At 60.0% G+C, this 26,382-nt stretch carries 25 protein-coding genes; 6 read left to right on the top strand and 19 right to left on the bottom strand.

Going from position 1 to position 26,382, the window contains the following annotated elements:
• The first annotated feature begins 10 nt into the window (after positions 1 to 10).
• The 3 genes from addB to trxA all read left to right on the top strand — a co-directional run bounded on the left by addB (position 11) and on the right by trxA (position 7,133).
• Positions 11 to 3,199: a double-strand break repair protein AddB gene (gene addB, locus NHF53_RS21525; protein ID WP_252835955.1), complete on the top strand. Its 3,189-nt coding sequence runs from the start codon at positions 11 to 13 to the stop codon at positions 3,197 to 3,199.
• Positions 3,189 to 6,740, top strand: a complete 3,552-nt coding sequence (gene addA, locus NHF53_RS21520) for a double-strand break repair helicase AddA (RefSeq protein WP_252835954.1) — start codon at positions 3,189 to 3,191, stop codon at positions 6,738 to 6,740. Before addB ends, addA begins: the two co-directional genes overlap by 11 nt.
• Positions 6,741 to 6,812: 72 nt before the next feature.
• Complete coding sequence (trxA, locus tag NHF53_RS21515; RefSeq protein WP_112690558.1) at positions 6,813 to 7,133, top strand: thioredoxin; 321 nt, start codon at positions 6,813 to 6,815, stop codon at positions 7,131 to 7,133.
• 53 nt (positions 7,134 to 7,186) lie between these two features.
• Here trxA and NHF53_RS21510 read toward each other — a convergent pair whose 3' ends face one another.
• From NHF53_RS21510 to NHF53_RS21475, 8 genes are all read right to left on the bottom strand, one after another.
• The gene (locus NHF53_RS21510; protein WP_252835953.1) at positions 7,187 to 8,530 is read right to left on the bottom strand and encodes a folylpolyglutamate synthase/dihydrofolate synthase family protein; all 1,344 of its coding nucleotides are present in this window, start codon (positions 8,528 to 8,530) and stop codon (positions 7,187 to 7,189) included.
• 74 nt (positions 8,531 to 8,604) lie between these two features.
• Positions 8,605 to 9,465 carry an acetyl-CoA carboxylase, carboxyltransferase subunit beta gene (accD, locus tag NHF53_RS21505; RefSeq protein ID WP_114364964.1) on the bottom strand — a complete coding sequence of 287 codons (861 nt, stop codon included), beginning with the start codon at positions 9,463 to 9,465 and terminating at the stop codon, positions 8,605 to 8,607.
• A 38-nt stretch (positions 9,466 to 9,503) separates the two neighbouring features.
• Complete coding sequence (gene trpA / locus NHF53_RS21500; RefSeq protein WP_252835952.1) at positions 9,504 to 10,343, bottom strand: tryptophan synthase subunit alpha; 840 nt, start codon at positions 10,341 to 10,343, stop codon at positions 9,504 to 9,506.
• A gap of 1 nt (position 10,344) precedes the next feature.
• Entirely contained in the window at positions 10,345 to 11,565 is a 1,221-nt protein-coding gene (trpB, locus tag NHF53_RS21495) for a tryptophan synthase subunit beta (protein ID WP_252835951.1), read from the bottom strand.
• Positions 11,562 to 12,236 carry a phosphoribosylanthranilate isomerase gene (locus NHF53_RS21490; RefSeq protein WP_252835950.1) on the bottom strand — a complete coding sequence of 225 codons (675 nt, stop codon included), beginning with the start codon at positions 12,234 to 12,236 and terminating at the stop codon, positions 11,562 to 11,564. Before NHF53_RS21490 ends, trpB begins: the two co-directional genes overlap by 4 nt.
• Positions 12,237 to 12,308: 72 nt before the next feature.
• Positions 12,309 to 13,061, bottom strand: coding sequence for a M48 family metallopeptidase (locus NHF53_RS21485; protein WP_252835949.1), 753 nt, complete (start codon positions 13,059 to 13,061; stop codon positions 12,309 to 12,311).
• An 87-nt stretch (positions 13,062 to 13,148) separates the two neighbouring features.
• The gene (locus NHF53_RS21480) at positions 13,149 to 13,574 is read right to left on the bottom strand and encodes a DUF2852 domain-containing protein (protein WP_252835948.1); all 426 of its coding nucleotides are present in this window, start codon (positions 13,572 to 13,574) and stop codon (positions 13,149 to 13,151) included.
• Between the two features lie 136 nt (positions 13,575 to 13,710).
• Positions 13,711 to 14,991, bottom strand: a complete 1,281-nt coding sequence (locus NHF53_RS21475) for a polyhydroxyalkanoate depolymerase (RefSeq protein ID WP_252835947.1) — start codon at positions 14,989 to 14,991, stop codon at positions 13,711 to 13,713.
• 246 nt (positions 14,992 to 15,237) lie between these two features.
• Between NHF53_RS21475 and NHF53_RS21470 the strand changes: the two genes are divergently transcribed.
• The gene (locus NHF53_RS21470) at positions 15,238 to 15,837 is read left to right on the top strand and encodes a nitroreductase family protein (RefSeq protein ID WP_252835946.1); all 600 of its coding nucleotides are present in this window, start codon (positions 15,238 to 15,240) and stop codon (positions 15,835 to 15,837) included.
• A 51-nt stretch (positions 15,838 to 15,888) separates the two neighbouring features.
• Here the strand turns inward: NHF53_RS21470 and gyrB are convergent, their stop codons facing one another.
• The 5 genes from gyrB to NHF53_RS21445 form a co-directional block, all read right to left on the bottom strand.
• The gene (gyrB, locus tag NHF53_RS21465; protein ID WP_252835945.1) at positions 15,889 to 18,324 is read right to left on the bottom strand and encodes a DNA topoisomerase (ATP-hydrolyzing) subunit B; all 2,436 of its coding nucleotides are present in this window, start codon (positions 18,322 to 18,324) and stop codon (positions 15,889 to 15,891) included.
• A 149-nt stretch (positions 18,325 to 18,473) separates the two neighbouring features.
• Positions 18,474 to 18,830: a helix-turn-helix domain-containing protein gene (locus tag NHF53_RS21460; RefSeq protein ID WP_252835944.1), complete on the bottom strand. Its 357-nt coding sequence runs from the start codon at positions 18,828 to 18,830 to the stop codon at positions 18,474 to 18,476.
• Positions 18,827 to 19,387: a Smr/MutS family protein gene (locus NHF53_RS21455; protein WP_252835943.1), complete on the bottom strand. Its 561-nt coding sequence runs from the start codon at positions 19,385 to 19,387 to the stop codon at positions 18,827 to 18,829. Before NHF53_RS21455 ends, NHF53_RS21460 begins: the two co-directional genes overlap by 4 nt.
• A complete protein-coding gene (locus NHF53_RS21450) occupies positions 19,388 to 20,506 on the bottom strand; it encodes a murein transglycosylase A (protein ID WP_252835942.1) in 1,119 nt (372 codons plus the stop codon). It abuts the gene before it with no gap.
• Positions 20,503 to 21,198, bottom strand: coding sequence for a Tim44/TimA family putative adaptor protein (locus NHF53_RS21445; RefSeq protein WP_252835941.1), 696 nt, complete (start codon positions 21,196 to 21,198; stop codon positions 20,503 to 20,505). Before NHF53_RS21445 ends, NHF53_RS21450 begins: the two co-directional genes overlap by 4 nt.
• A 155-nt stretch (positions 21,199 to 21,353) precedes the next feature.
• Between NHF53_RS21445 and NHF53_RS21440 the strand changes: the two genes are divergently transcribed.
• Complete coding sequence (locus tag NHF53_RS21440) at positions 21,354 to 21,851, top strand: FxsA family protein (protein WP_252835940.1); 498 nt, start codon at positions 21,354 to 21,356, stop codon at positions 21,849 to 21,851.
• A 90-nt stretch (positions 21,852 to 21,941) separates the two neighbouring features.
• Positions 21,942 to 22,415 (top strand): protein-export chaperone SecB, encoded by a 474-nt coding sequence (secB, locus tag NHF53_RS21435; RefSeq protein ID WP_252835939.1) that lies wholly within the window; start codon positions 21,942 to 21,944, stop codon positions 22,413 to 22,415.
• A gap of 64 nt (positions 22,416 to 22,479) precedes the next feature.
• Here secB and dnaQ read toward each other — a convergent pair whose 3' ends face one another.
• The 6 genes from dnaQ to NHF53_RS21405 are packed head-to-tail and all read right to left on the bottom strand — an operon-like array spanning position 22,480 to position 26,378.
• The gene (dnaQ, locus tag NHF53_RS21430; RefSeq protein WP_252835938.1) at positions 22,480 to 23,181 is read right to left on the bottom strand and encodes a DNA polymerase III subunit epsilon; all 702 of its coding nucleotides are present in this window, start codon (positions 23,179 to 23,181) and stop codon (positions 22,480 to 22,482) included.
• Positions 23,182 to 23,184: 3 nt separating this feature from the next.
• Complete coding sequence (gene coaE / locus NHF53_RS21425; protein WP_252835937.1) at positions 23,185 to 23,784, bottom strand: dephospho-CoA kinase; 600 nt, start codon at positions 23,782 to 23,784, stop codon at positions 23,185 to 23,187.
• Positions 23,781 to 24,638, bottom strand: coding sequence for a shikimate dehydrogenase (locus NHF53_RS21420; protein WP_252835936.1), 858 nt, complete (start codon positions 24,636 to 24,638; stop codon positions 23,781 to 23,783). Before NHF53_RS21420 ends, coaE begins: the two co-directional genes overlap by 4 nt.
• Positions 24,631 to 25,230: a Maf-like protein gene (locus NHF53_RS21415; RefSeq protein WP_252835935.1), complete on the bottom strand. Its 600-nt coding sequence runs from the start codon at positions 25,228 to 25,230 to the stop codon at positions 24,631 to 24,633. The genes NHF53_RS21420 and NHF53_RS21415 overlap by 8 nt, the downstream gene beginning before the upstream one ends.
• 33 nt (positions 25,231 to 25,263) lie before the next feature.
• Entirely contained in the window at positions 25,264 to 26,085 is an 822-nt protein-coding gene (locus tag NHF53_RS21410; RefSeq protein ID WP_252836044.1) for a pyruvate, water dikinase regulatory protein, read from the bottom strand.
• Between the two features lie 11 nt (positions 26,086 to 26,096).
• Positions 26,097 to 26,378 (bottom strand): hypothetical protein, encoded by a 282-nt coding sequence (locus NHF53_RS21405; RefSeq protein ID WP_252835934.1) that lies wholly within the window; start codon positions 26,376 to 26,378, stop codon positions 26,097 to 26,099.
• Positions 26,379 to 26,382 lie beyond the last annotated feature (4 nt).

Here is a 26,382-nt window from a genome sequence, read left to right as displayed (position 1 = left end):
GGCTCAGGTGATGGCGAGGGCTCTTGACCCACGCGTTCTGACGATCCCGGCGGGCTTGCCTTTCCTCAAGGTTCTCGCTCAAAAGCTCATAGACGGAGACTTGGCGCCCGGATACCGATACGATCCCGCCGATCCGCTGTCGCTCGCGAAAGTCACGATCCTGGTTCCGACGCGGCGGGCGGCACGCGTGTTGCGATCGGAATTCGTCGATCTTCTCGGCGGACGATCAGCGATCCTTCCCGTGATCCGCCCGCTCGGCGAAACGGACGAAGACGGTGGCTTTTTCGAAGTGGATAGTCCTGCCGCCTTTGATCTCCTGCCGCCCGTTGGTGGAACGGTCATGCTGCTCGAGCTTTCACGGCTCGTTCTCGCCTGGCGTAACCAGCTGCCCGAAATCGTCCGCAGCATCCACTCGGATACGCCCCTCGTGGCGCCCGCGAGTCCCGCCGATGCGATCTGGCTCGCCCGCGCCCTGATCGAACTCATCGAGGCCGTCGAAACCGAGGAACGGGATTGGTTCGATCTCCAGAAACTGGATAGTCAGGATTTCGCCTCGTGGTGGCAGCTCACGCTCGCCTTTCTTGGGATCGCCACGACCTTCTGGCCCGCGCGCCTGGAGGAGCTCAAGCGCTCGTCCCCGCACGGACACAGAAACTCTCTTCTCCGCAGCGAGGCTGCCCGTTTGGCAAACACCGCAGAAGGGCCGATCATCGTCGCCGGTTCGACCGGCTCGATCCCCGCGGCGGCGGATCTCATCGCCGCCATTGCCCGTCTGCCGCAAGGTGTGGTCGTACTGCCCGGGCTGGACCTTTCCATGCCAGAAGCGGACTGGACAAACGTGGGCACAGACGAGGACGCTCGCGCGCGGCACGATCCCGCCGGTCGGAGCCATCCCCAGTATGGCCTCAGCAAACTGCTTCAGCATTTGCGGATCACCCGGTCAGACGTGACCGAGCTCGCAGCCGCGCCGCTTGATCTTGCCGATCGCGCGGAAATCCTCTCGCGCGCCATGGCACCCGCCTCCGCAACCAACGGATGGAGCGTGTGGCGTTCCAGCTTCGGAGTTGATCGCATCCGCCAGGCTTTCGGCGATGTTGCACTGATCGAAGCCGCAAATGAACGGGAAGAGGCGACGGCGATCGCGATCGCTCTCCGGCTCGCCCTGGAGAAGCCTGGAGCCGGCGGGGACAGCAGGGCCGCCCTTATTACGCCCGATCGCAACCTCGCCCGGCGCGTCGCGGCGGAACTCGCCCGCTTCGGAATTACTGCCGACGATTCGGCTGGAACGCCGCTCAGCGCGACTCAACAGGGAACACTGATGCAGCTGCTGCTCGAAGCAGCCTTGCGCCCGGGCGATCCGGTGCCTGTTGTTTCGCTGCTCAAGCATCCCCTCGCCCGCTTTGGCTTTGAAGAAGCCGCCTATGGCGAAGCGGTCCAGGCGCTGGAGATGATCGCATTGCGTGGCGGCACGCGAAGCGTCGATATTGCGGGCTTGCAGCCACTGTTCGATGCTCGTTACGAGGAACAGAAGACAGACCGCCATCCGCCACAGTGGCGGCTCGCCCTGCCGGATGCCGCCACTGCCTCTGCGAGGGAACTTGCTGCAGCTATCGGCACTGCGGTGGAGCCCCTTACGGGTATGCTGGTGTGTCGTGATGGACATCACAAACTTTCGAGCAAGGCCGCTCTCGCCGAATGGGCGCGGAGGACGGGGCAGGTTCTCGAGGCCGTCTGCCGAGGGCCGAGCAGCAACCTCGCCTCGCTCTGGAGCGGCGAAGCCGGTGAAAAGCTAGCGAGCCTTCTCGGGGAGATCATGGAGGCCGACGGCCAGATTGAGGCAGACGGGCCCCAGTGGATCGATATCATGGCCGCCCTTGCCGCAGGTGAAGCCGTCAAGCCGAAGGCTCTCAGACATCCGCGGGTGTTCATATTCGGCACTTTGGAAGCCCGTCTCCAAAGCGTAGACACCTTGATACTTGGCGGGCTCAACGAAGGTTCGTGGCCGGGACAGACAACGAACAACCCATTCCTTTCCCGCGTGATGAAGGCTGAGATCGGGCTCGAACCGCCCGAGCGACGCATCGGCCAACTCGCCCACGACTTCGAGATGGCGAATGGAACACGGAATGTCATCTATTCGCGATCGCTTCGTCAGGGTTCTGCCCCGACGGTCGCCTCCCGTTGGCTGCAGCGCCTTCTGGCGCTCGGCGGTCCCGAGCTCGCCGGGGACTTGAGGGAGCGGGGAGACCGGTATCGCCATTTTGCCGACCTGATCGATCGCGGCAGCGAACAGCGACCGGCACAACGACCCGCACCGACGCCGCCGGCCGATCTTCAACCGAAGAAGTTCTCGTTCAGTGAAGTCGGACGTCTGCGGCGCGATCCCTACGCCATCTACGGAAAACGAGTCTTGAAGCTCGATCCGCTGCAGCCGTTCAACGCCGATCCCGGTGCTGCCGAAAGGGGAACGCTCTATCATCGCATCCTGGAGTGTTTCGTCCGTGAAGGACACGCACCCGATGCCGACAACGCGTTACAGTGCATGCTGTCAATTGCCAACAGGCTGTTCGATGCCGAAAATTTGCCAACCCATGTCGACGTCGTCTGGCGGCAGCGTTTTGAGGAGATCGCCCGTGCCTATCTCGCCTGGGATGCGGCCCGGCGTCCTTTGGTTCGCCGTATTCTCACAGAAGTCCCCGCGGGAGTGGAACTTCCGGCAGCGGGTATCCGACTGTCCGGGATTGCCGATCGCCTCGACGTCAAGACGAGTGGCGGCGTCGACATCATCGACTACAAGACGGGGCTTAGCCCCAGCGTTGCGCAAGCCCGCAGCCTGCTTGACCCCCAACTTGCGCTCGAAGCCGCGGCTCTGATGGCCGGCGGCTTCCGCCAGGCCGGCCCACTACCCCCCAAAAACCTGATTTATGTACGATTGCGGCCGGGTGAACGCTTCTGCGCGGACATCGTCAACAACGAGCATAGCGGGCGAAGCGACAACAAAAAATCCGCGACGGAACTTGCGGAACAAGCGCTCGGTGAGTTGACCCGGCTGGTAACCTTGCTGCGTTCGGGCAAACGGGGTTTCGTATCCCGGCTCATCCCAGCCCAGCAGAATGACTTCGGCGGAGAGTACGATCATCTCGCACGCGTGGCGGAATGGTCGACGGCAGAAGGTGAGGAATCGTCCCATGACGAATGATCCGAGCGATCTGCCTGCCGGCGATGATCCTCTTGCCTGGATCAACTGGACAACGGCTCAACAGGCGCTGGCGTCAGACCCCGACCGTTCCGCATGGGTCTCGGCCAATGCCGGCTCTGGAAAGACGCACGTGCTGACCCAGCGGGTCGTCCGGCTTCTACTCGCTGGTGCGCGACCCGCATCAATCCTCTGTCTCACCTATACCAAGGCCGCGGCGTCCGAGATGTCGAACCGCGTCTTCGACAGGCTCGCCGAATGGGCCACACTTCCTGAGGAAGAGCTTGCAGCCCGTATTGCCGACGTTGAAGGCGAAACGCCCGACCGACTGAAGCTGTCAGAGGCGCGCCAGCTCTTTGCCCGGGCTCTGGAGACACCCGGCGGATTGAAGATTCAGACGATACACGCCTTCTGCGAGGCTCTACTGCACCAGTTCCCGCTCGAAGCGAATGTTGCCGGGCATTTCTCCGTCCTCGACGACAGGGCCGCGGCGACGGTTCTCGCCGACGCCCGCCGGGCTCTGCTGACGGCGACCTCGAACGAGGATGACCCGGACCTTGCCGATGCGTTTTCGCGTGTCCTCAGCATTTCTGACGAAACCGGGCTGGAAGCCCTGCTCGGTGACGTAATCGCGAATCGTCATGCCATCCGCCGCTTCCTTTCCGCATCACAACGGGTGGGCGGACCGGATCTGGCGCTCCGCCTGGGGCTTGGACTTGAACCGGAGACAACGGAGGAAAAGCTCACCTCCTGCTTCTGGCCGCTGCCGGCGCTTTCGGGTGCAATGCTCTCCGATTACGTCTTGCTTGCGAGGGAAAAGGGTGGCGAGCGAGCGCTCGAGATAGCCGAGGCCCTCGCTGCCGCCTCTCAGGAGGTGGACTGGCATTTTCGTATCAAGCATCTCGAAAAGGCGTTCTATACGGCAACCGGAAGTCCCCGTGCCGATAGTACGCTCTGCACTGCAGCCATGACGAAAGCGATACCCGATCTTCGCGAGCGCCTGGTTTCCTCGCGCGATCATGTCGCTGCTTGCCGCGACCGCCTCGCGGTCTTCCGCATGTACGAGGCGACCAAGGCGGCGCTCACACTCGCGAAACGGCTCGACCGCGACTACGAAGATCTCAAGAAGGCCCGCAGCCAGCTCGATTTCGAAGATTTGATCGAACGCACCGCGAGCCTGCTCACGCGCGGAGATGTGGGGCCGTGGGTTCATTACAAACTCGACCAGGGAATTGATCACATACTCGTCGACGAAGCGCAGGATACAAGCCCGATTCAGTGGGCGGTTATTCGATCGCTGCGCGAGGATTTCTTTTCCGGCATCGGCGCACGACCACGGACCCGTACATTCTTTGCCGTGGGCGACGAAAAGCAATCTATCTATTCCTTTCAGGGAGCACGCCCCGAGCGCTTCTCCGAAGAGGCGACGGCCGCCGCCCGCCTCGTGTCCTCCGGAGGCGAACGCTTCAGCGCTGTCCGCCTCCCCCTCTCCTTCCGTTCGACGTCAGCCGTACTCTCGGCAGTAGACCAAGTGTTCGCCATTGGGGACAACGCCCGTGGTCTGAGTGCCCTCAACGAAACAGTCGTCCATATGTCGAGCCGGATGGGGCACCCGGGCGCGGTCGATGTCTGGGACACGATCGCTCCCGAAGTCAGCGACACGAGTGAGGACTGGACGGCACCGTTCGACGCGACGCCCGAGAGTGCGCCCTCGGCCATCCTGGCGCGTCGCATCGCCCACCAGATCGAGCAAATGGTCGGCCGGGAAACGGTCATCGAAAAGGGTGTCGAGCGTCCGATCAGGCCCGGCGATATCCTGGTCCTCGTTCGCAAGCGGGACTCCTTCGTCAACGCCCTTACGCGCGCACTCAAACGGCGAAACAACATCCCCGTCGCGGGTGCCGACCGGTTGCGCCTGACAGTGCATATCGCCGTCCAGGATCTGCTTGCACTCGGCCGCTTCGTGCTCCTGCCGTCAGACGACCTCTCGCTTGCGGCACTTTTGAAAAGCCCCCTTTTCGACCTGAATGAAGAAGACATCTTCGAGCTCGCTGCGGTGCGTCCCGCCGAAAGCAGCGTCTGGACTGCCTTGCAGAGGTACGCCCAAGAGGAAGGCGGAAAGTGGCGCTCGGCAGCCGACCGGCTGACGGCGTGCATTTCGCTATCCCGGAACCTGTCGGTCCATGATTTCTACGCTCACGTCCTGGGTCCCGAAGGTGGCAGACGAGCTTTCCTTGCCCGTCTTGGAACCGAGGTGACAGATATTCTCGACGAATTCCTGAACTTCGCGCTGACGTTCGAGACCAGCGGGCTGCCCGGGCTCCAATCATTCGTATCGGCACTCGAGATGGAGGCGCCAGAGGTCAAACGTGAGCATGACAAGGATCGCGACGAGGTGCGGATCATGACCGTTCACGCCTCGAAAGGTCTCGAGGCGCCTGTCGTCTTTCTGGTGGACGGCGGATCGAAGGCCTTCAACCATACACACCTCCCGAAACTCCGCCTCGTCGAGGCGGGCCTGGAAACACCACTTCCAGCCTGGATTCCGATCAAGGCGCTCGGGAACCCGCTGGTTTCAGCCGATACCGAACGCCTGAGACGATTGGCGGAAGAGGAATATCGTCGACTGCTCTATGTGGCGATGACGCGCGCAGCGGATCGGCTGATCGTATGCGGCTATCGCGGCAAGCAGGAGCCGAAGGATACTTGGCACCAGATGATCTCCGAGGCGCTGCGGCTTTCTGCGGACAACTGCACGGAAGCCCGGTTCGAAGGGCCCGAAGGGGAATGGAACGGGCTAAAATGGCGACTGCCGACTGCCGTCCGCGCATTTGAGCGTCACCAGCAGAGCGACGCCGGAAGTCGTGATGATCTGCTTCCCGAGGCACTGTTTCAACCGTTGCCGCCGGGACCTCAACTTCCTCGGCCGCTAAGTCCGTCCGGCGCCGGCGCATTCGTTGACGATGTCGGAGAGGATCTCACCGTGTCGAGTCCGCTGTTTGGCGAAAAGGTGGACAGTGGCATAGCGCTGCAGAAAGGCAAGCTGACCCATCGGATGCTTCAGGTCCTACCTTCCCTTCCCCTCGACCAGCGCGACGCCGCGGCAAGACGATATGCCGATCGTGCCGCACGGTTCTGGCCGACAGATGAACGCGAGCGGCTGGTAAGAACAGTGCTTGCGATTCTTGAGCATCCCGACCTCGCACCCGTTTTCTCGCTCCACGCCCAAGCCGAGGTTTCCATAATGGGAACCATTGTTGTCGACGGACAGGCACGAGCGGTTTCAGGACGAATAGACCGGATGGCGGTCACGGACGATCGGGTGATCCTTCTCGATTTCAAGACGAACCGCTCGCCACCGAGAACCATAGACGCCGTACCCTTCAGCCATCGCGCGCAGCTTGCGATCTACCGAGAACTTCTGAAGCCTCTCTATCCGAACAAGCAGATCGAATGCCTGCTGGCCTATACCGAGGGCGGTCTTGTCATGGCAGTGCCCGCCGCGGAACTTACGCGGACGCTTGCTGACCTCAAGACTTCGTGAAATATCATATCTTGAAAACCAATCGCGAGGGCCTCAGATAACCCTCCGATACGACCGGAAAAGGAGCAGCCTATGGCCACGGTAAAAGTCGACAATTCCAACTTCCAGACGGAAGTCCTCGAGTCCGCTCAGCCAGTGGTCGTCGACTTCTGGGCTGAGTGGTGCGGTCCATGCAAAATGATTGCACCGAGCCTGGAAGAGATCTCGAACGAGATGGCGGGCAAGGTTAAGGTTGCCAAGATCAACATCGACGAAAATCCGGAGCTTGCCGCCAAGTTCGGCGTCCGCTCGATTCCGACCCTGGCGATCTTCAAGGGCGGTGAGGTAGCCGATATCAAGGTCGGCGCCTCGCCCAAGACCGCGCTGGCGAGCTGGATCTCCAGCGCCGCCTGATTTCGTCCGGATCAGCTCGAAATATATGAAGCCCGGCCTTGGCCGGGCTTCATTCACTTGGGTGGTGTCCCGTTGTCCGCAAGTACGTTGCCGACAAGGTAAAGCGAGCCACCAATCAGGATTCGTGGTGCAGCCTCGCCTGCTGCCAGGCGATTGCGAATAGCCTCCAGAGACTCCGCCACCGACGACATGGGCGACGCCTGCAAGCCGGCATCCGATGCGGCTTGCGCCAAAGCGACGGGATCCAGCGCGGCATCGGTTCCTCTGATCGGCACCGTGAAAACCTCTTGGGCAAGCCCGGCGAAGGCGTGGAAGTAGCCAACGGGATCCTTGGTATTGATCATTCCCGTGATCAGGTAGAGCGGGCGCGGCTGCCTCTCCTCGAAACCCGCCATCGCCTCTGCGATGACTTCGCCTGCGCCGGGATTATGGCCTCCGTCGATCCATATCTCCGCCCCATCCGGGGTATGCGGCATCAGCGCACCGGCAACAAGCCGCTGCAGACGGCCGGGCCATTCAACCGATGTCATCGCCTTTTCGGCCATGGCCTCAGTTACATCGAAGCCGGCGGCCTTCACCGCGCGGATGGCCGCCGCCGCATTGGCGTATTGATGGCGACCGGGCAGCCGCGGCAGCGGCAGATCGGAAAGACCGAATTCATCCTGGTAGATCAGGCGGCCCTGCTCCTCATAGGCGAGGAAATCCTGCCCGAAGACCGACATGGGGCAGCCGAGTCGTTCCGCCGTCGCGATGAGAACATCGCGCGCTTCCTCGTGTTCCTGATGCCCGATCACGACCGGGCAACCACGCTTCATGATACCTGCCTTCTCCGCCGCGATCAGTTCGACGCGATCACCGAGATAGGATTGGTGATCGAGTGAAATCGGCATGACCACCGATACGGCCGGGTGCTCGATGACGTTGGTCGCATCGAAGCGTCCGCCAAGGCCCACCTCGATGATGGCAACGTCGGCAGGGTGCTCTGAAAACAGGATGAAAGTGACGGCCGTCAGAATCTCAAAAACAGTGATCGCCTGCCCGTCATTGGCCTGTGCAACTCGCCGAAGCGCATCCGCAAAGACGACGTCATCCACCAGCTCTCCCCGCCCACCCTTTCGGCCAAGACGATAGCGTTCGTGCCAACGGACGAGGTGCGGCGAGGTGTGGACGTGGACGCCAAGCCCGCCGGCCTCGAGGATCGCGCGGCAGAACGCCGTGACCGAGCCCTTGCCGTTGGTGCCGGCAACATGGATCACCGGCGGCATCCGCAAGTGCGGGTTACCGAGCTCTTCGAGCAGACGGCGGATGCGGCTGAGAGAAAGATCGAAGCCCTTGGGATGCAGTCCCATGAGCTTGTCGATCTCGTGCTCCGCCTCACTGAATACAGGCATGTTCATGACGGATTCCGCGCTCCGGATTTGCCGGAGGGAGTTCGGGGTGAGCTGCGCTTCTTCCTCTCCAAGGCAGAGCGTCAGGCGGCCGCCGGCTGCCTCATCATCATACGGAGCAGCCGGGCGAGAAGGGTCGGGATGTCGTGCCTCTTGGCGACCATGTCCACCATGCCGTGCTCGAGCAGGTACTCCGAGGTCTGGAAGCCTTCCGGCAGCTTCTCGCGAATCGTCTGCTCGATCACACGCTTGCCGGCAAAGCAGATCTCGGCGCCCGGCTCGGCTATGTGAAGGTCGCCCAGCATCGCGTAGGACGCAGTCACGCCACCGGTCGTGGGGTTGGTCAGAACGACGATATAGGGAAGCCCGGCTTCCTTCAGCATCTCGACCGCAACCGTCGTTCGCGGCAACTGCATGAGCGAGAGAATACCCTCCTGCATTCGCGCCCCGCCCGAGGCCGGGAACATGACGAGCGGGCACTTCTCGGCGATGGCCCGCTCGAACGCCTTTACGATGGCTTCGCCGGCGGCGATGCCAAGCGAACCGCCCATGAAGTTGAATTCGTGGACAACGGCGACGAGCTTCACCCCTTCGACCGTCCCGAGGCCAGCCAAGATCGTGTCTTCCTGCTCAGTCTTCAGACGGCTGTCCTTCAGGCGATCAGTGTATTTCTTGGAGTCGCGAAACTTCAGCGGATCCTGCGCGACCTTCGGCTGCGGCAGGGCTTCATAGGCTCCGTTGTCAAAGAGATCCAGAAGTCGGGCTTTCGCCGGCATCTTCATGTGATAGCCCGAGGACGGGATCACCCACTTGTTCTCTTCGAGGTCCTTGTGAAAGACCATCTCGCCGGTTTCAGGGCATTTGATCCAGAGGTTTTCCGGAACCTCACGACGGCCGAGCATGGAATTGATGCGCGGCCGCACGTAATTGGTAATCCAGTTCACGTCACTAAACTCCTGACTGATGTCCCCGATATGGGGTGCTATTCTGCTGCGGCAAGCCGTGCGGCGCGGACGCCGGTCGCCAGTCCCTGCACCAGGGTCGCGACGGCCTGCACCGTATCCGCACTCGCCGTTCCATCCTTGTTGAGGCTTAGAGCAACCTGGTTCACGATCGCTGTGCCGACGACGACCCCGTCGGCATTGGCGCCGATCAGGCGGGCGTGCTCGGCCGTCTTGACACCGAAGCCGACACAGATCGGCAGATCGGTGTGCGCCTTGATGCGATTGACGGCCGCAGCCACCTTGGACGGGTCTGGCAGAGCGGAGCCGGTGATCCCCGTCATCGAAACGTAGTAGACGAAGCCCGACGTGTTCTTCAGCACCGTCGGAAGACGTCGATCGTCCGTCGTCGGCGTCGCCAGTCGGATGAAGTTGATGTCTTTCCTGCGCGCCGGGATGCAAAGCTCATCATCCATTTCCGGCGGCAGATCAACGACAATCAGGCCGTCGATTCCTGCTTCGATCGCCGCGTCCAGGAACTTCTCCACGCCGAAAACATAGATCGGGTTGTAGTAACCCATCATGACGATCGGCGTGTGCTGGTTTCCCTTCCGGAATTCGCTGGCCAATTGAAGCGTCTTTTTCAACGTCTGTCCGGATTTCAGTGCCCGCTGGCCTGCCATCTGGATCGCCGGACCGTCCGCCATCGGATCAGAGAACGGCATGCCGAGCTCAATCACGTCGGCACCGGCCTCGGGCAAAGCCTTCATGATGGCGAGCGACGTTCCGAAGTCGGGATCCCCGCCCATGAAGTAGGTAATCAGCGCCGGCCGGCCTTCCGCCTTCAGCTCGGCAAACTTCTTTTCCATGCGTGCAGTCATTTCAGAGCTCCATGCCGAGAATCTTGCCGACGGTGAAGATATCCTTGTCACCGCGACCGGAGAGATTGAGCAGGATCACCTGATCCTTGCGCATCTTCGGCGCCCGCTTGATGACCTCGGCAACTGCGTGGGACGGTTCGAGAGCCGGAATGATCCCCTCTAGCTTCGTCAGCAGCTGGAAGGCTTCGAGTGCCTCTCCATCCATGATCGGAACATATTCGGCGCGGCCGGTATCGTTGAGCCAGGCGTGTTCCGGCCCAATGCCCGGATAGTCGAGACCTGCGGAAATGGAGTGGCCTTCCTTGATCTGGCCGTCCGAATCCTGGAGCAGATAGGTCCGGTTGCCGTGCAGGACCCCCGGCGAACCCGCGGTGATCGACGCGCAATGTTCGTCGCCGGAAAGCCCCTTGCCACCCGCCTCGACCCCGACGATCTTGACGTCAGGATCATCCAGGAACGGATGGAAGATGCCGATCGCATTCGAGCCGCCGCCAACGGCCGCGATGACGAGATCGGGAAGCTTGCCTTCCGCTTCCAATATCTGCTCGCGCGCCTCCTTGCCGATCACAGACTGGAAGTCCCGAACCATTTCCGGATAGGGGTGCGGACCAGCCGCCGTGCCGATCAGATAGTAAGTGTCATCAACGTTCGTGACCCAATCCCTCAGCGCCTCATTCATGGCATCCTTGAGAGTGCCGTGCCCCGATGTCACCGGCTTTACCTCGGCACCGAGCAGCTTCATGCGGAAGACATTCGGCGCCTGACGTTCAACGTCGGTCGCGCCCATGTACACTACGCAGGGGAAGCCGAACCGCGCGGCGACGGTAGCCGAGGCGACGCCATGTTGGCCGGCGCCGGTTTCGGCGATGATTCGTTTCTTGCCCATGCGTTTGGCAAGGAGAATCTGGCCGATGCAGTTGTTGATCTTGTGCGAGCCGGTGTGGTTGAGTTCCTCGCGCTTGAAGTAGATCCTGGCACCGCCGAGGTGCTCGGTCAGGCGTTCCGCGAAATAAAGCGGGCTCGGCCGTCCGATGTAGTGGGTGCCAAGCCCGGCGAGCTCGGCCTGAAATTCCGGATCGTCCTTCGCCTTTTCCCACTCTGCCTGCAGATCGAGGATCAGCGGCATCAGGGTTTCGGCCACGAAGCGACCGCCGTAGATACCGAAACGTCCGTCCTCATCCGGACCTTCACGATAGGAATTCGGTGATACTGTCTGGTTCACTTCGTGCTCCCTGAAACCGGCTCAAGCGCAGAGGCGCGTTTCACTGCCGCAAAAAACTCATCGATCATGGCGGTATCCTTCACGCCGGGCGCGCATTCAACGCCGGAAGACACATCAATGCCGCGGGCACCTGTCTCGCGCAGAGCCTCGGCAACGTTGTCCTTGTTGAGGCCGCCGGAAAGCATGTAATCGACGCTGCCGTCAAGCGTGCGCAGCACTCTCCAGTCGAAAGGAACGCCATTTCCGCCGGGCAGTTCCGAGCCGTTCGGCGCCTTCGCATCGAAGAGAAACCGATCGGCTATACCGATGTACGGCTCGATCCTCTTCAGATCATCAGGTTCCCGGATCGAAAACGCCTTCATGATCGGCAGGCCATAAAGCGCCTTGAGCATGAGAAGGCGTTCCGGGCTTTCGTTGCCGTGCAGCTGAAGGATATCGGGCTTCAGCTGCTCAACGATTTCATCGAGCTCATCGGTATCTGCGTCAACGGTCACCGCGACGATCTTGACGCGCCCGCGGACCCGATCCGCCAGTGTGCCCGCCATGTCCGGCTCTATGTTCCGTGGGCTCTTTTCGAAGAAAATGAAGCCAATATACGTCGCCCCGCGTTCAACCGCGCGGTCGACCGCTTCCGACGTTTTCAATCCGCAGATCTTGATATCCGGCATCATGGCAGCGAAGTCGCACGAAAATGCAAAAGAGTCGAGCCAAATTGCGACAATAGCCGCCCGGCTTTGCCCACGCTAGTCAAAGTCGATGGCATGCAGCTGCGAGCCGTGCCGCTTCAGCCAAGCCTTCGCCTCGTCCATCGCCGGGCACAATTCACCGCACAGAGCCCAGAAGGCGGCACTGTGGTTCATCTCCCGCAAGTGGGCAACCTCGTGAGCCGCAAGATAATCGATCACCTGCGGCGGAGCCATGACGATGCGCCAGGAGAAGCTCAGATTGCCGTCCCACGAACACGAGCCCCACCGGCTGCGCGTATCCTTCATCGTCAGCGAACGGACGGGCCGCCCGACGCGGGCGGCATGCATGGCCACAAGCTTTTCCAGATCGCGCCGAGCCTCCTTCTTGAGGAAGGCTGCAATCCGGCGGCCGACATGTTCCTCCATGCCGCTCACCCTGAGAGCGGAGCGACCGTCGACTACGGCCGTTTCCGTAATACCTCGCAGAAGACCCGTATGTACGATACGGTGGGGCACACCCCGAATGGCTATCTCGCCGTCGTGTCGGAGCGTCATTTCCGAGCCGTAACGCGCCAGGCGCGTCATCAACCAACCCTGGTGACGTTCGAGGAACTCATCAACTTCCCAATGACGCAAGCCGCGCGGCACCGTCATCTTCAGCGCTCGCCCGCCTGGCTCGATCCGCAGGGTGATTCTTGTCGCGCGCGGATTCTGCCGAATCGTCAGCGGCATTTCCCGGCCGTTGACCTGCAGCAATCGCTGCTGCGGGACCGGCTTCGCACGCGTCGATTTCTTCAGGAATTGATACATGGATCCTGCTTCTATCCGATTCGCTGCCCAGACGCGAAAAAACCGGCATTCGCGAATGCCGGCCCCGATCGGTAATCCAGCATACGTTCACGTGGCGGGTTGAACAGGCCCCTCGCCGGAACGCCTCGCCGCTTCACGATCCCTCATGAAACGGTTGAACTCCTCCTGATCCTTTGCCCGCCTCAGCTCCCGCAGATAGGCATCGAATTCTTCTCGCATCTCATCGAGCTTACGACGTTCAGTCTCCAGCCGATCGAGCTCTGCTTTTCGCCAATCGTCGAAAGCGACATTACCGGTGGAGAAGTGCGGCCCGCGATGGCGCCCATGACGGCACCGGTCGAATATGCCGTCAGCCGCTGTATTCGCTTCGCGTTTGAAGCTTCGAAAGCGGTCGCCGAACAGGATGTAGGCGAGCATGGCCAAGCCCAATGGCCAGAACACTATGAAGCCGAGCACCATGAGTGCAACGGTTGCAGGCGTCCAATCCGGACGAAGCAATGCTGACTGGTTCATCGTCAATGATCCTCGTTTTCATTCGGGAACATTATGCCACCCGAATGAAGACGATGTGGGAAGAACTGGAACCCGCTTCAAGGTCAGACGACCCGGACTCCCGCCAAGGGTATGAAACCCTTGTCGCAATTCGCGACTAGACCGAACGTCCGCCCCTGATCACTTCCTTGACGACGGATCGCTTCTTTCCCTGCGCGTGATTCCTCGCGAAGGCGAGAATCCGCGGCGCGATCTCCTTGCGGAACCTGGAGCCGTTGAACACACCATAGTGGCCAACGTCCGGCTGAAGATAGTGCATCCGCTTCGCCTCGGGAATATTGGGGCAAAGCGATTGGGCCGCTCGCGTCTGACCGACGCCCGATATATCGTCGTTCTCCCCTTCAACGGTCAGGAGGGCGACGTTACGGACCGCGGTCGTGTCCACCGGCTTACCGCGATGAGTCATCTCTCCCTTGGGCAAAGCATGCCGGATGAACACCGTGTCTACGGTCTGCAGGTAGAACTCCGCTGTCAGATCCATGACCGCCAGATACTCGTCATAGAAGTCGCGGTGCTTCTCGGCCGAGTCGCCGTCATTCTTGACCATATTAACGAAGAATTCCTTGTGCGCGATCATGTGTCTGTCGAGGTTCATCGACATGAAGCCGGAGAGCTGCAGGAATCCCGGATAGACCGCCCGCATGAAGCCCGGCTGAGGCCATGGAACATTCATGATGACATTGTCCCTGAACCACTCGAGCGGCTTGTTTTGTGCCAGCTCATTGACCCCGGTGGGATTGATCCGCGTATCGATCGGGCCACCCATGAGGGTCATCGTGGCCGGCGCATGCGAGTCGCCGTTCGCCTCCATCACGGCGACGGCCGCAAGAACCGGAACTGACGGCTGACAGACGGCCACGACGTGGGTATCAGGCCCGAGATAATGCAGGATATCGATCACGTAATCGATGTAATCGTCCAGATCGAATGATCCGTCAGTTACCGGAACCATCCGGGCGTCGATCCAGTCGGTGATGAAGACGTCCGCTTCTGGAAGGAGTGCCTCGACCGTACCACGCAGCAGCGTCGCGTAGTGGCCGGACATCGGCGCAACAACGAGGATCTTGGGGTCACCCGGCTGCCCCGCCGGCAGCTGGCGATCGAAATGGATGAGGTTGCAGAACGGTCTGTTCCAGACGATCTGCTCTTTCACGGCGACCGGTCGCCCGCCGATCTGCGTGAAAGGCAAGCCGAACTCCGGTTTTCCGTAGCGGCGCGTCACACGCTCAAAGACTTCGAAGCCGGCTGCGAACGTGCGCCCGACAACGGTATGCGCCAGCGGATTAAGCGGGTTTCTATAGGCAAGCCGCATTGCGTCGGCCGTGGCGCGGAAAGGGGCCATTGCCGCATGGTTCAATTCATAGAGCTGATAGAACATGGATGCTCTTGCCTTTCGATGACCACCGAGCGCCTGATGCGTCAGCAGCTGATCCGTCAGAATTACCAGAGTTCACCAAACAAGTAACGAATTTGTTGCTATGCAAAAAAGACAACCTCCGCGAGGCAGCAATATGGCCGGCGTAATCCGCGTTATGACTTGCGCACAGCCAAGTGACGTCTGATGATCGAGCGGTACCACAGGTTCGACGTTTTTCCTCCCACACGATCGGAACGAGAAGCTTCCATGACGAGCAGTAATCACCGACAGTCTGATTTTGACATCAACCCCGTCTTCCTTGACCGTTGGTCGCCGCGCAGCTTTTCCGGCGATGCCATGTCGAAGAACACGCTTCTAACGATTTTGGAGGCCGCCCATTGGGCACCGTCCGCTTCGAATTACCAGCCGTGGCGGTTCGTCTACGCGCTGCGTGGCACTGACGGCTTCGACAGGATTCTCTCTGTCCTGGCTGAGTCAAACCAGGTCTGGGCGAAGTCGGCCTCCGCTCTCATCATCATCTTTTCGGACATGCTGAACCGAAAGGACGATGGCTCTGAACCGAAGCCTTTCCGCAGCCACAGCTTCGATGCCGGGGCGGCGTGGGCGATGCTGGCTCTTCAGGCTGTGTACTCCGGCTATTACGCGCACGGCATGGGCGGAGTCGATTTCGACAAGGCGATCGACGTTCTCAAAGTTCCGCCGGGTTACCGCGCGGAAGCTGCTGTCGCGATCGGCAAACTCGCTGACAAGAACCTGCTGCCGGAACACCTGCAGGCACGAGAAATCCCGAGCAACCGCAAACCGCTCACCGCCGTCGCCTTCGAAGGTCTGTTTCAGTCCACCTGAAGCCGACACTGTTTCACGTGAATCATCGTTAACAGATGATTCACGTTCCCATCAGATGTCGAGATTGGCGACGCTCAAAGCATTGTCCTGAATGAACTCGCGCCGAGGCTCGACCTCGTCTCCCATCAGGCGCGAGAACAGTCCGTCGGCATCGGTCGCATCGGTGACCTTCACCTGAAGCAGCGAGCGGACATTCGGATCGAGCGTCGTTTCCCAAAGCTGTTCCGCATTCATTTCGCCGAGACCTTTGTAACGCTGCATGGACAGGCCTTTGCGGCCGGCCGCAAAGATGGCGTCCAACAAGGCACGCGGACCCGACATCTCCTGCTGTCCGTCCTTCCTGGAAAGTATGGGCGGAACGCCGTAGACATCGCGCAGTCTGGCAGACAGCTGGTCGATATGACGTGCGTCCGCGGAGCCGATGAGGGCGACATCGACGAAAGCCACTTCCTTGACCCCGCGGACCATTCGCTCGAAACGCAGTCCGCCTTCATCGGTCACGTGGCCGCTCCAGCCGCGCTCCGTTTCCTCAGCAATCAAGTCGAGTCGACGTGCAACCTCTGCCGCGGTCTGCTCCGCGCGTTCGTGATTTCCCGTCAGTTCCGGATTGAGTGCGCCGGCGATCGCCGCCTGCTCGATCACGTTGCGATTATAGCGGGAATGCAGACCGTCAATCAGAGACCGCAGCCGCAAAGCGTCCTGGATGACTTCCCGGAGATCGGAACCTGCGCGCACCTCGCCGCTGCCGAGTGTCAAGCGCGCATCCTCGAGGCCCATCGAGATGAGGTAATCCTCGAGTGCCTTCTCGTCCTTCAGATACTGAACCGACTTGCCGCGGGTCACCTTATAGAGCGGCGGCTGTGCGATATAGAGATGGCCGCGCTCGATCAGTTCCGGCATCTGGCGGAAGAAGAAGGTCAGAAGAAGCGTTCGAATGTGGGCGCCGTCGACGTCGGCATCGGTCATGATGATGATCTTGTGATAACGCAGCTTGTCTGCGTTGAACTCATCCTTGCCGATCGACGTACCGAGCGCCGTGATCAAAGTTCCGATTTCCTGACTCGACAGCATCTTGTCGAAACGCGCACGCTCGACGTTCAGGATCTTGCCGCGCAGCGGCAGGATGGCCTGCGTTTCACGCGAGCGCCCCTGCTTTGCCGAACCGCCTGCGGAATCACCCTCCACCAGGAAGAGTTCCGATTTGGCTGGATCACGCTCGGAGCAGTCGGCAAGCTTGCCGGGCAGCGAGGCAATGTCGAGTGCGCCCTTGCGTCGGGTCAGTTCACGCGCCTTGCGCGCGGCCTCGCGGGCCGCGGCGGCCTCAACGACCTTGCCGACCAGGATTTTCGCGTCGCCGGGATGCTCCTCGAGCCAGGTGCTGAGGGCTTCGTTGACGAGGCTTTCGACAACCGGACGCACCTCGGAGGAGACGAGCTTATCCTTGGTCTGGGAAGAAAACTTGGGGTCGGGCACCTTTACGGAGAGCACGGCTGTCAGCCCTTCTCGGCAATCATCGCCGGTGAGCGTCACCTTCTCCTTTTTCATGATCCCCGAACTGTCGGCATAGGAGACGATCTGACGGGTCAGCGCCCCGCGGAAACCGGCCATGTGCGTGCCACCGTCCCGCTGCGGAATGTTGTTCGTAAAGCAGAGTACATTTTCGTGGTAGCTGTCGTTCCACCACATGGCGACCTCGACGGTGATCCCGTCCTTCTCTCCCTTGATCGCGACGGGTTTTTCCACCAGCGGTTTCTTCGAGCGGTCGAGATAGCGGACAAAGGCCTCCAGGCCACCGTCGTAAATCATCTCCTCCTGGCGAACATCGGACTTGCGTTTGTCGGTCAGCAGGATGTGGACGCCGGAATTCAGGAATGCCAGTTCGCGAAGCCTGTGTTCAAGTGTGCCGTAGTCGAATTCTATATTGGTGAAAGTCTCAGGGCTCGGCAGGAACGTCACCTCTGTTCCCGAGCGACCTTCGTACTCGCCGGTGATCCGCAGCGGTGCATCGGCGACGCCGTGCGTGAAGCTTATTTCGTGGAGCTTGCCGCCACGACGGATCTTGAGCACCAGCTTGGTCGACAGGGCATTGACGACCGAAACGCCGACACCGTGAAGACCGCCCGAAACCTTGTAGGAGTTCTGGTCGAACTTGCCGCCGGCATGGAGCTGGGTCATGATCACTTCGGCCGCGGACACCCCTTCGGAGGGATGGATATCCGTGGGAATTCCACGGCCATTGTCCGTAACGGTAACGGAGCCATCCGCATTCAGCGCAACGGTGACAATGTCGGCGTGGCCTGCCAACGCCTCGTCAATCGCGTTGTCGACGACTTCGTAGACCATGTGATGCAGGCCAGAACCGTCATCGGTATCGCCGATATACATGCCGGGGCGCTTGCGCACGGCATCCAGACCTTTCAGCACCTTGATCGACTCTGCCCCATATTCATTGGAGGCAGTGTTCTCAGTTACCGGCGTGTCACTCATTTAACGATCTTTCCAGTCAGTCATAAGGAGCCGCGGCCCGTCGAATCAGCGGCTACAATCGCGTCGACTATAGGTGGTTTGGCGAAACTTCCAAACGCAAGGGACCCCGAATCCCGTGGATAGGAGCGTCGCCCCGGGGGTTAAGCAGCTCATTTGGCTTTTTCTAGAACGCTGTTCAACTCGTTTATCACGTTCGGCGGCAGCAAGCGAATCCTGTGTGCGAGAGCGTTCGCAAGAGCGGTATACTGTGGAGGGAGACCGGAGGTGTCGATCACCACGCGGGGATCGGACATACTCGCCACCGAGAAGAGCTCCTCTGCCTCGTCCCAGATGATATTGAAATAGCCGGCGATGCGTTGGAGAAGGTCGAAATTCGGCCTGCCGCGCTTGCCGTGCTCAAGCGCCGACAGATAGGCCGGCGATACACCGATAGCCGCCGCCATCGCCTTTTGCGAAACACCTTTTCTCTCACGCAGCTTCCGCAGCGCCTCCCCGAAAGGCGTCATGGGCGATCTCCGCGTCTGCGGGACAGACGTACATACAGCGCGCCCTCGCCGCCATGCTGGCGTGCCGCCGCCTCGTACGACGAAATCAAGTGGCGGAACTCCGGTTTCGAAAACCATAGCGGAACAGCGCGCTTCAACGCACCGTCGCTTCCAAGCGAGCTACCCTTGCCTGTGATGACGAGCACATGCCGCATTCCACGCTCACTCGCCCTCACGAGGAAGTCGAGAAGCATTGCGTGCGCCTCGCTCTGGACGAGCCCATGGAGATCGATGCGCGCTTCGAGAGCGAGATGTCCCCGCGCCAGTTTGCGCTTGACTGGTTTTTCCAGTGGATGATGACGGCCGGCAGTCTTCTTTTGGCGGTCGGTCTCGGCCGCCGCCGAGGCAACACCGGCTTCCGATCGCTCGACCACACCTGGAACCGACACCGCCGGTTCGGCAAACTCCTCCTCGAAAACCAACAGTTCTTCGAACCGACCGTGCAGTGGTCGCGTGGTCCGGGCCACCTTTCCCCAGAGGATACGGTCCTCGCCGCTGAGCTCTCCCTTTCCCGGCACTTAGATATACCTCACCGCTGCATTTTTCGGCACAAGTATATAGAAGTCTGCATTGTTGCGAACGGCTCCCGCCAGTTCTCCGGCGGCATCACCCGAACCGGTGAAGATGTCACCTCGCGCCGGGCCGACAATGGCCGAACCGGTATCGAGGGCCAGCATCAGCCGCGCAAACGGCTTGCCGGCATCGATGGTCGTCAGAGCTTCGGAACGGACGAAGAAGGGGAAACCAAACGTGTGGATTTGCCGGTCGACGGCCAGAGATCGTCCCGCAATCAGGGGGACTTTTGCAGCGGCAATCGGACCGAGTTCCGGATCGTCCACGGCTGCCTCTCGGAAGAATATGTAAGACCGGTTGTGCCACAACACCTCGTCGGTCTGGTCGGGATGCTGTGCCAGCCAACTGCGGATCGATTGCATGGAGATATTTGACGGCTCGATCTCGCCGCGTTCGATGAGCAACTTGCCGATAGCCGAAAAGGGATGCCCAGCCTTTGCGTCATAGGTGATACGCTTCGTCGTGCCGTCCGGATAGAGAAGTCGTGCGGCGCCCTGAACATGCGCGAAGAAGACGTCGACCTTGGATTTCGCCCAGGCGATTTCGAGATTCCGTCCCTCGAGATAACCCTGATCGATCACTCTCCGGTCGGGATAGATCGAAATCACACCGTCCTGTAGCAAACCGAAGCGATAGGTGGGGTCAGCATCGGCAGGCCTGTTCTCCTGATCGATATCGACCAGGTCGGGGGGGCGACGATAGAAGGGATGGACGTACTCGCCGTCTCGGGTCGACGAGACTGCTACCTCAGGCTCGTAGAAGGCCGTGACAAGACCCGCTTTTCCCTCCGTTTGGTCAATCCGGAACGGCTGACATTCGATCTCGAAGAATCGGCGGGCGACTTCGCCGGATTGAATCGCCACTTCTTTGGCCTTGTCGAGAAGCGGCATCAGATCGTCGCAGCTAAGACCCAGCGAGCCGGTGCGGTACGTCTTCACAGACCGAACGTACCGTCGGCACGCCTGTAACCCCGCAAACAGTGGCGACGGGTCATCATCACGCCATCCAGGGATCTCGTCAAACGAGACGGGTGTCAGTCGAAATCCTGCGGGGCTGCCGTTCATTGTTCCGATTCGGTCGCCACGAGCTTCCAGTTCGGGTCACGCGAGCGAATGTCACGTGCAAACGTCCAGATGTCGTTGACTTCGCTTACCGCTTCCGGGTCGCCGTCAATCAGCTTTCCGTCCTTGCCGAAGGTTGCCGTTATCAGCTGGCAGACCACGCGGACGGTCACCTGCTCTTCGCTGTCCTTGACAGAGACCTGCTTGATTTCAGCCTTTTCGATGCCAACGAAAGTCGACTTCATCATTTCGCCGCGGGACTCTCGCTCGGATATCGCACCGTCAAACCCCTCGTAGACGTCGCGCGAGAGCAGGTTCTTCAACGTCTTGCGGTCGCCCTCGGCAAAGGCTGTCACGATCATCTCGTAGGCCAGCCGCGCACCGTTCAGAAACTCCTTCGGATTGAAGCTGGGATCAACGGCGACAAGGTCCCGCAGCGACGAATTCAGCGATGTGCCGGGCTTCGCGAAAGAATCGATGGCCGAAAAGCGGTCATCTCCTCCTTCGTCGCGCCGTGGCAACGTCACCAGCTTACCGTCGTCCGTACCGGGCACTTGCGACGCATCGCGTGAGCTATATGGCTCGAAGGGCGGCTTCTCATTGCCTGTCCTGCGGCCCAGCACGCTACGCAGCTGAAGAAAAATCAGGACTGCGGCCACGAGAAGAAAGAGCGTTACAAAGTCGTTGGAACCCATCGCATCCGCCGCTGACGTTTATTTTTCCGTTCTTCATCCCCATATAGTCTGCATTCGGCCATCATTCAAATGGCGCTGCCAAGTCTTTGGCGCGCATCGTCATGCCGAGCCATTTGCCGAAAGGCGGCCGGAGGGTTCGGAGGAGAGAGTTGCGCATGCGCATTCCAGCATTGCTGTTCATAGTTCTCCCGCTTATCGAGATCGCGGGCTTCATTATCGTCGGCAAGGCGGTCGGCATTGCCGTAACGCTGGGATTGATCGTCCTGTCGACCGTCGCCGGGCTCACATTGCTTCGCGTTCGCGGCATCGGCATGATACGCAAGCTGCGTGAAAAAGACGGCCTCGGCACCGATCCAGAAAAGGTGTTTGTCCACGGCGCCATGATTGCCGTTGCGGCCATACTGCTAATCATTCCAGGTTTTGTCACCGATCTGGTGGGTCTCTTGCTCCTGCTGCCATTCGTGCGGAATCTGTTGTGGTCACGACTTGGTGCGCGGACCTTCTTCTTCTTCTCGTCGCGCCAACGCTTCTATGCCGGATCGGGCGCGCATCAAGCGCCCCCGACGCGAACGATCGATCTCGGTGAGACCGACTTTCGTCGAGAACCCGATGAGCATTCCCCGTGGCGTGTAAAGAAGGAAGACAACCGTTAGGCTCTTCAGCTTCGGACGCGGCGTGAGGGTTGTCACCATAGGCCCGAAGTGTTAGATGGCCACGACAATCCAAGCCACGAGGAACGCCCAATGGCCAACGACAACACGGGAACGGCGAGCCCCTCCCTCAACATTCTGGCTCAGTACATCAAGGATCTCTCCTTCGAGAACCCCGGCGCTCCGCGATCGCTGCAGGCGCGCGACAGGGCTCCCGCGATCAACATCAACGTCAACGTCAACGCAAATCCGCTGTCGGAGTCGGATTTCGACGTCGTGCTTTCGCTGAATGCCGAAGCCAAGGACGGGGACAAGACCGTATTCGCGGCCGAACTGGTTTATGGCGGCGTCTTCCGCATTTCCGGCTTCCCGCAGGAGCATATGCTGCCGGTTCTGTTTATCGAGTGCCCGCGCCTGCTTTTCCCCTTCGCACGCCAGATCATCGCCGACGCAACTCGCAACGGTGGCTTCCCACCGCTGATGATCGATCCGATCGATTTTGCACAGATGTTCGCTCAGCGTGTGGCTGAAGAACAGGCCCGCGCCAAGGTCCAGGCTGCGAACTGACCACAGCTTTCACGAAAAGGAGCCCGGTTCGCCGGGCTTTTTTCGTTCTTGAGGCTCACGTTTCCTAAGACTGGTACCTCGACCAGATCGCCTTCTGACCAAGGCGCTCGACCAGCGCGCGGTGAGACTCGATTTCCTCGGGAGTGAGACGCGCGGCAAGCTCGACCGACCTCACGAGCAGATGATCGGCAATCTCAACCTCTTCCTCCAAAACAATCTTCTTTTCTTCGGCCTGCACCAGTCCGAAGGCGGCCTGGCGGCCGCCGAGCATCTCGATGTAAACCTCGGCCAACAGCTCGGCGTCGAGAAGCGCCCCGTGCTTGGCGCGGTGGGAATTGTCGACTCCGTAGCGCCGGCAGAGGGCATCGAGCGAGTTGGGGCCCATCGGGTGTTTCCGGCGTGCCAGCGCCAAGGTGTCGGTCACCATGTCAGCCGGTACTGGCGGTCGGCTCAGCCTCTCGAACTCAGCGTTTATGAAGCCGATGTCGAAATTTGCGTTATGAGCAATCCATCGCGCGCCATCGAAGAACTCGACAAGTTCTTCGACAATGTCCGCAAAACGCGGCTTGTCCTTCAGAAAATCGTCTGAGATGCCATGGACCGCCAGCGCATCGGGATGCACCTTGCGATCACCGGGGTTGATATAGACGTGGAAACTACGCCCTGTCGGAAAATGATTAAGCAGCTCGATCCCGCCGATCTCGATGACCCGGTCGAACTTCGATTCCAGTCCCGTCGTTTCCGTGTCGAAGACGATTTCGCGCATATGCTATTCTCCAGCAGACGGCCGGCGCCGCAAGGTCGAGACAATCTCACCAACCTGACTCCTTGCCGATTCGATGCCATGACCAGTGTCGACAATGAAGTCCGCCCGAGCCCGCTTTTCCTTATCCGGTATCTGGCGGGAAAGGATCAAGTTGAATTTCTCCTCGGTCATTCCCGGCCGCCTGAGGACTCGTTCCTTCTGAATCTGCGGATCACAAGTGACAACCACGACGACATCGACGCGATCTTCGGCACCGGTCTCGAAAAGAAGTGGTATGTCCAGAACGGCGATGTCTGCGCCGGAACGGCAGGCACCGTCGAGGAATTCGCGCTCCCTGGCGCGCACCAACGGATGAACGATCGCCTCAAGCACCTTAAAGTTAGCCGGATTCTTTGCCAGATTCTCCGCAAGCTTCTTTCGATCGACGACGCCGTCTTCGACAGCCTCCGGGAAGACGGCCGCGACAAGGGGCGCGGCTTCCTCGCGATAAAGATCATGGACTACCTGATCGGAATTATTGACTGGAATCCCCTGCTCCGCAAAGAGCGACGCCGTCGTGGACTTTCCCATGCCGATCGAACCGGTCAGTCCAACGACGATCATGCCTGCTTTTCCATGTCGGCTATCACCAATTGCCGCAGCTCGGCTGTCACCTCCGGGCGACGGCCGAACCACTTCTCAAAACCTGGAACCGCTTGATGGAGAAGCATGCCGAGCCCGTCCACCGTCGCAAATCCATGCTTCTCCGCCTGCCGAAGAAACGGCGTTACGAGCGGAATGTAGACGAGGTCGGTTACAGTTGCGTCTGGTGCCAACCGCTGCAATGGAAATTCCGGCACCGGCGAGCCATGCATTCCGAGCGACGTCGTGTTGACGAACAAGCCGGCTCCGGTAAGAACTTCGGCAAGCCCCTCCATCGGATGAGCGAAGACCTTTCTTCCGAAACGGTCCGCGAGTTCCTGCGCTCGCTCCACCGTACGGTTGACGACGTGAATCTCGCTGAAGCTCCGATCCCTTAGAGCCTGGATGACCGCGCGGCTTGCTCCTCCAGCACCAAGGACGACTGCTTTATCGCAACGATCCCAACCCGGCCTACGCTCATCAAGATTGGCAAGGAAGCCGAGGCCGTCGGTATTCGTCGAATACACCAGCCCGTTTTCGACCCACAGCGTGTTGGCGGCACCAAGCTCCTCGCTCAGGGCATCCGGCTTGTCGGCAAGCCGCACCGCCTGTTCCTTATGCGGTATCGTGACATTACCACCACGATAACCGGCCGTGCCGTCTCTCAGATTCGCGATAAAGGTTGGAAGATCCGCTTCGCTAACCTCTATGGCACGATAACTTCCGTCGATGCCAAACTGCTTAAGCCAGTACCCGTGAATAATCGGCGAGCGGGAATGTTTGATTGGATAGCCTACAACGAACGCGTGGCGACCTGTTTCACGTGAATCAGACATCGATCTCCCCCAGTTCCCGGAGTTTTGCCAGCAGCGGCAGGAGAGGAAGTCCCAAGATGGTGAAATAGTCCCCCTCTATTCCCTCGAAGAGCTGAATTCCCTCTCCCTCGAGTTGATAGGCTCCGACACTGCGCAAAACCGTCTCGGCCATTCTGGCCAGATAGAGATCGAGAAAATCATCGGAAAATTCGCGCATCCTCAGTTCGGCGACCCCAACGTGACTCCAGAGAATGACACCGTCGCGCGCCAGGACAACGGCACTGTTGAGGCAGTGAGTTTTGCCCCTGAGGATCATCAGGTTGGTCCTTGCCTCGGTAATGTCGACCGGCTTGTGGAATACGCGATCGCCGAGCGACATTGTCTGGTCGCAACCGATGATCGTCGCGGATGGCAGACGACGGCTGACATCGAGCGCCTTCCGACGTGCGAGTTCCGCGGCCAGTTCTGCAGGTGCAATATACCTGCTCCCGATCTCGCGTTCGATTTCGCGCTCGTCGATCTCTGCCGGAATCGCCTCGAATTCCAGGCCGGCGTTTCTCATCAACATTCGCCGCGACGAGCTTGCCGACGCGAGAACCAACCCTATTGCCATTTCCTCAATCCGTGTTCCGATATTGGGAATCGCTTAACGCAGCTTCACCTTCAGGGCAACGATCGCCGCGGCAGTCTCTTCGATCGACCGTCTGGTGACATCGATCAGCGGCCAGTTGTGGCGAGCACAGAGCAGACGCGCATATTTGAGCTCTTCAGCGATTGATGCACGGTCCGTATAATCACGCTGGTCAAAACCAGACGTCGTCCCGAGCTCGCGGTTTCCCCGCACTTGGGAAATCCTATCGCTTGTAGCAATCAGGCCAACAATCAATGGTTTCGTCGCACTGAGCAAGCTCTCGGGCAACGGCACGCCGCAGACGATGGGAACATTGGCTGTCTTGATGCCGCGATTGGCCAGGTAAATGCTCGTTGGTGTCTTCGACGTGCGGCTGATGCCGACAAGCACCACATCCGCCTCGTCATAGTCACCGGGCAATTGGCCGTCATCATGGTCCATGGTGAAATTGAGAGCTTCGATACGCGCGAAATACTCGGCCGTAAGCGCGTGCTGCGCCCCTACCCGCCGGCGCGATGGAGCGCCGAGATATGTCTGGAATATTGCCATTACCGGCTCCAGGACATTGACGGTCGGAAGTCCCATCTCGCGACAGCGCGATTCCAAGAGGTCGGCAAGCTCGCGGTCGACGATCGTGTAGAGAACAATTCCAGGCTCCTGATCGATCGCCTCGAGAACTGCTGTCAACTGCCGCTTGTTACGGATCAGAGGGTAGACGTGTTCGATTGCGACACTCGAATGGAATTGCGCCGAAGCCGCTCGTCCAGCCGAGATCAGAGTCTCGCCGGTCGAGTCAGAAATCAGATGCAGATGGAAGAAGTTTTTTCTGTTCTCCACGCTGTTTTTGCTCATCTGTTGAAAACTTGGGAGAAGAAGAGGTAGCGACACGCGAGGCTACCAGGCAAGGGGAAAAGTGCCGTTTTATCCACATCCCGCCGTGCAGGGAGAGATCGCGGCACTATCTGTGGATTGCGGGAACAGAAGAAAGAAAGGCTCACGTTATCCACAGACTGTCCACGCTGAATTTTTGCGACACGAATCCTCCAAATATTTGAAATCAAATGAGATATTTCACTCTCACCGATATGGAGCATGACCATGCGATATTTCATCGCTTGGATTTCAGACATCGCC

It is taken from the genome of Ciceribacter sp. RN22 (assembly GCF_024054295.1).
GTDB classification, from domain to species: domain Bacteria; phylum Pseudomonadota; class Alphaproteobacteria; order Rhizobiales; family Rhizobiaceae; genus Allorhizobium; species Allorhizobium lividum.
Note: the sequence above shows the minus strand (reverse complement) of the source record. Positions and strands in the feature narration are given on the sequence as shown.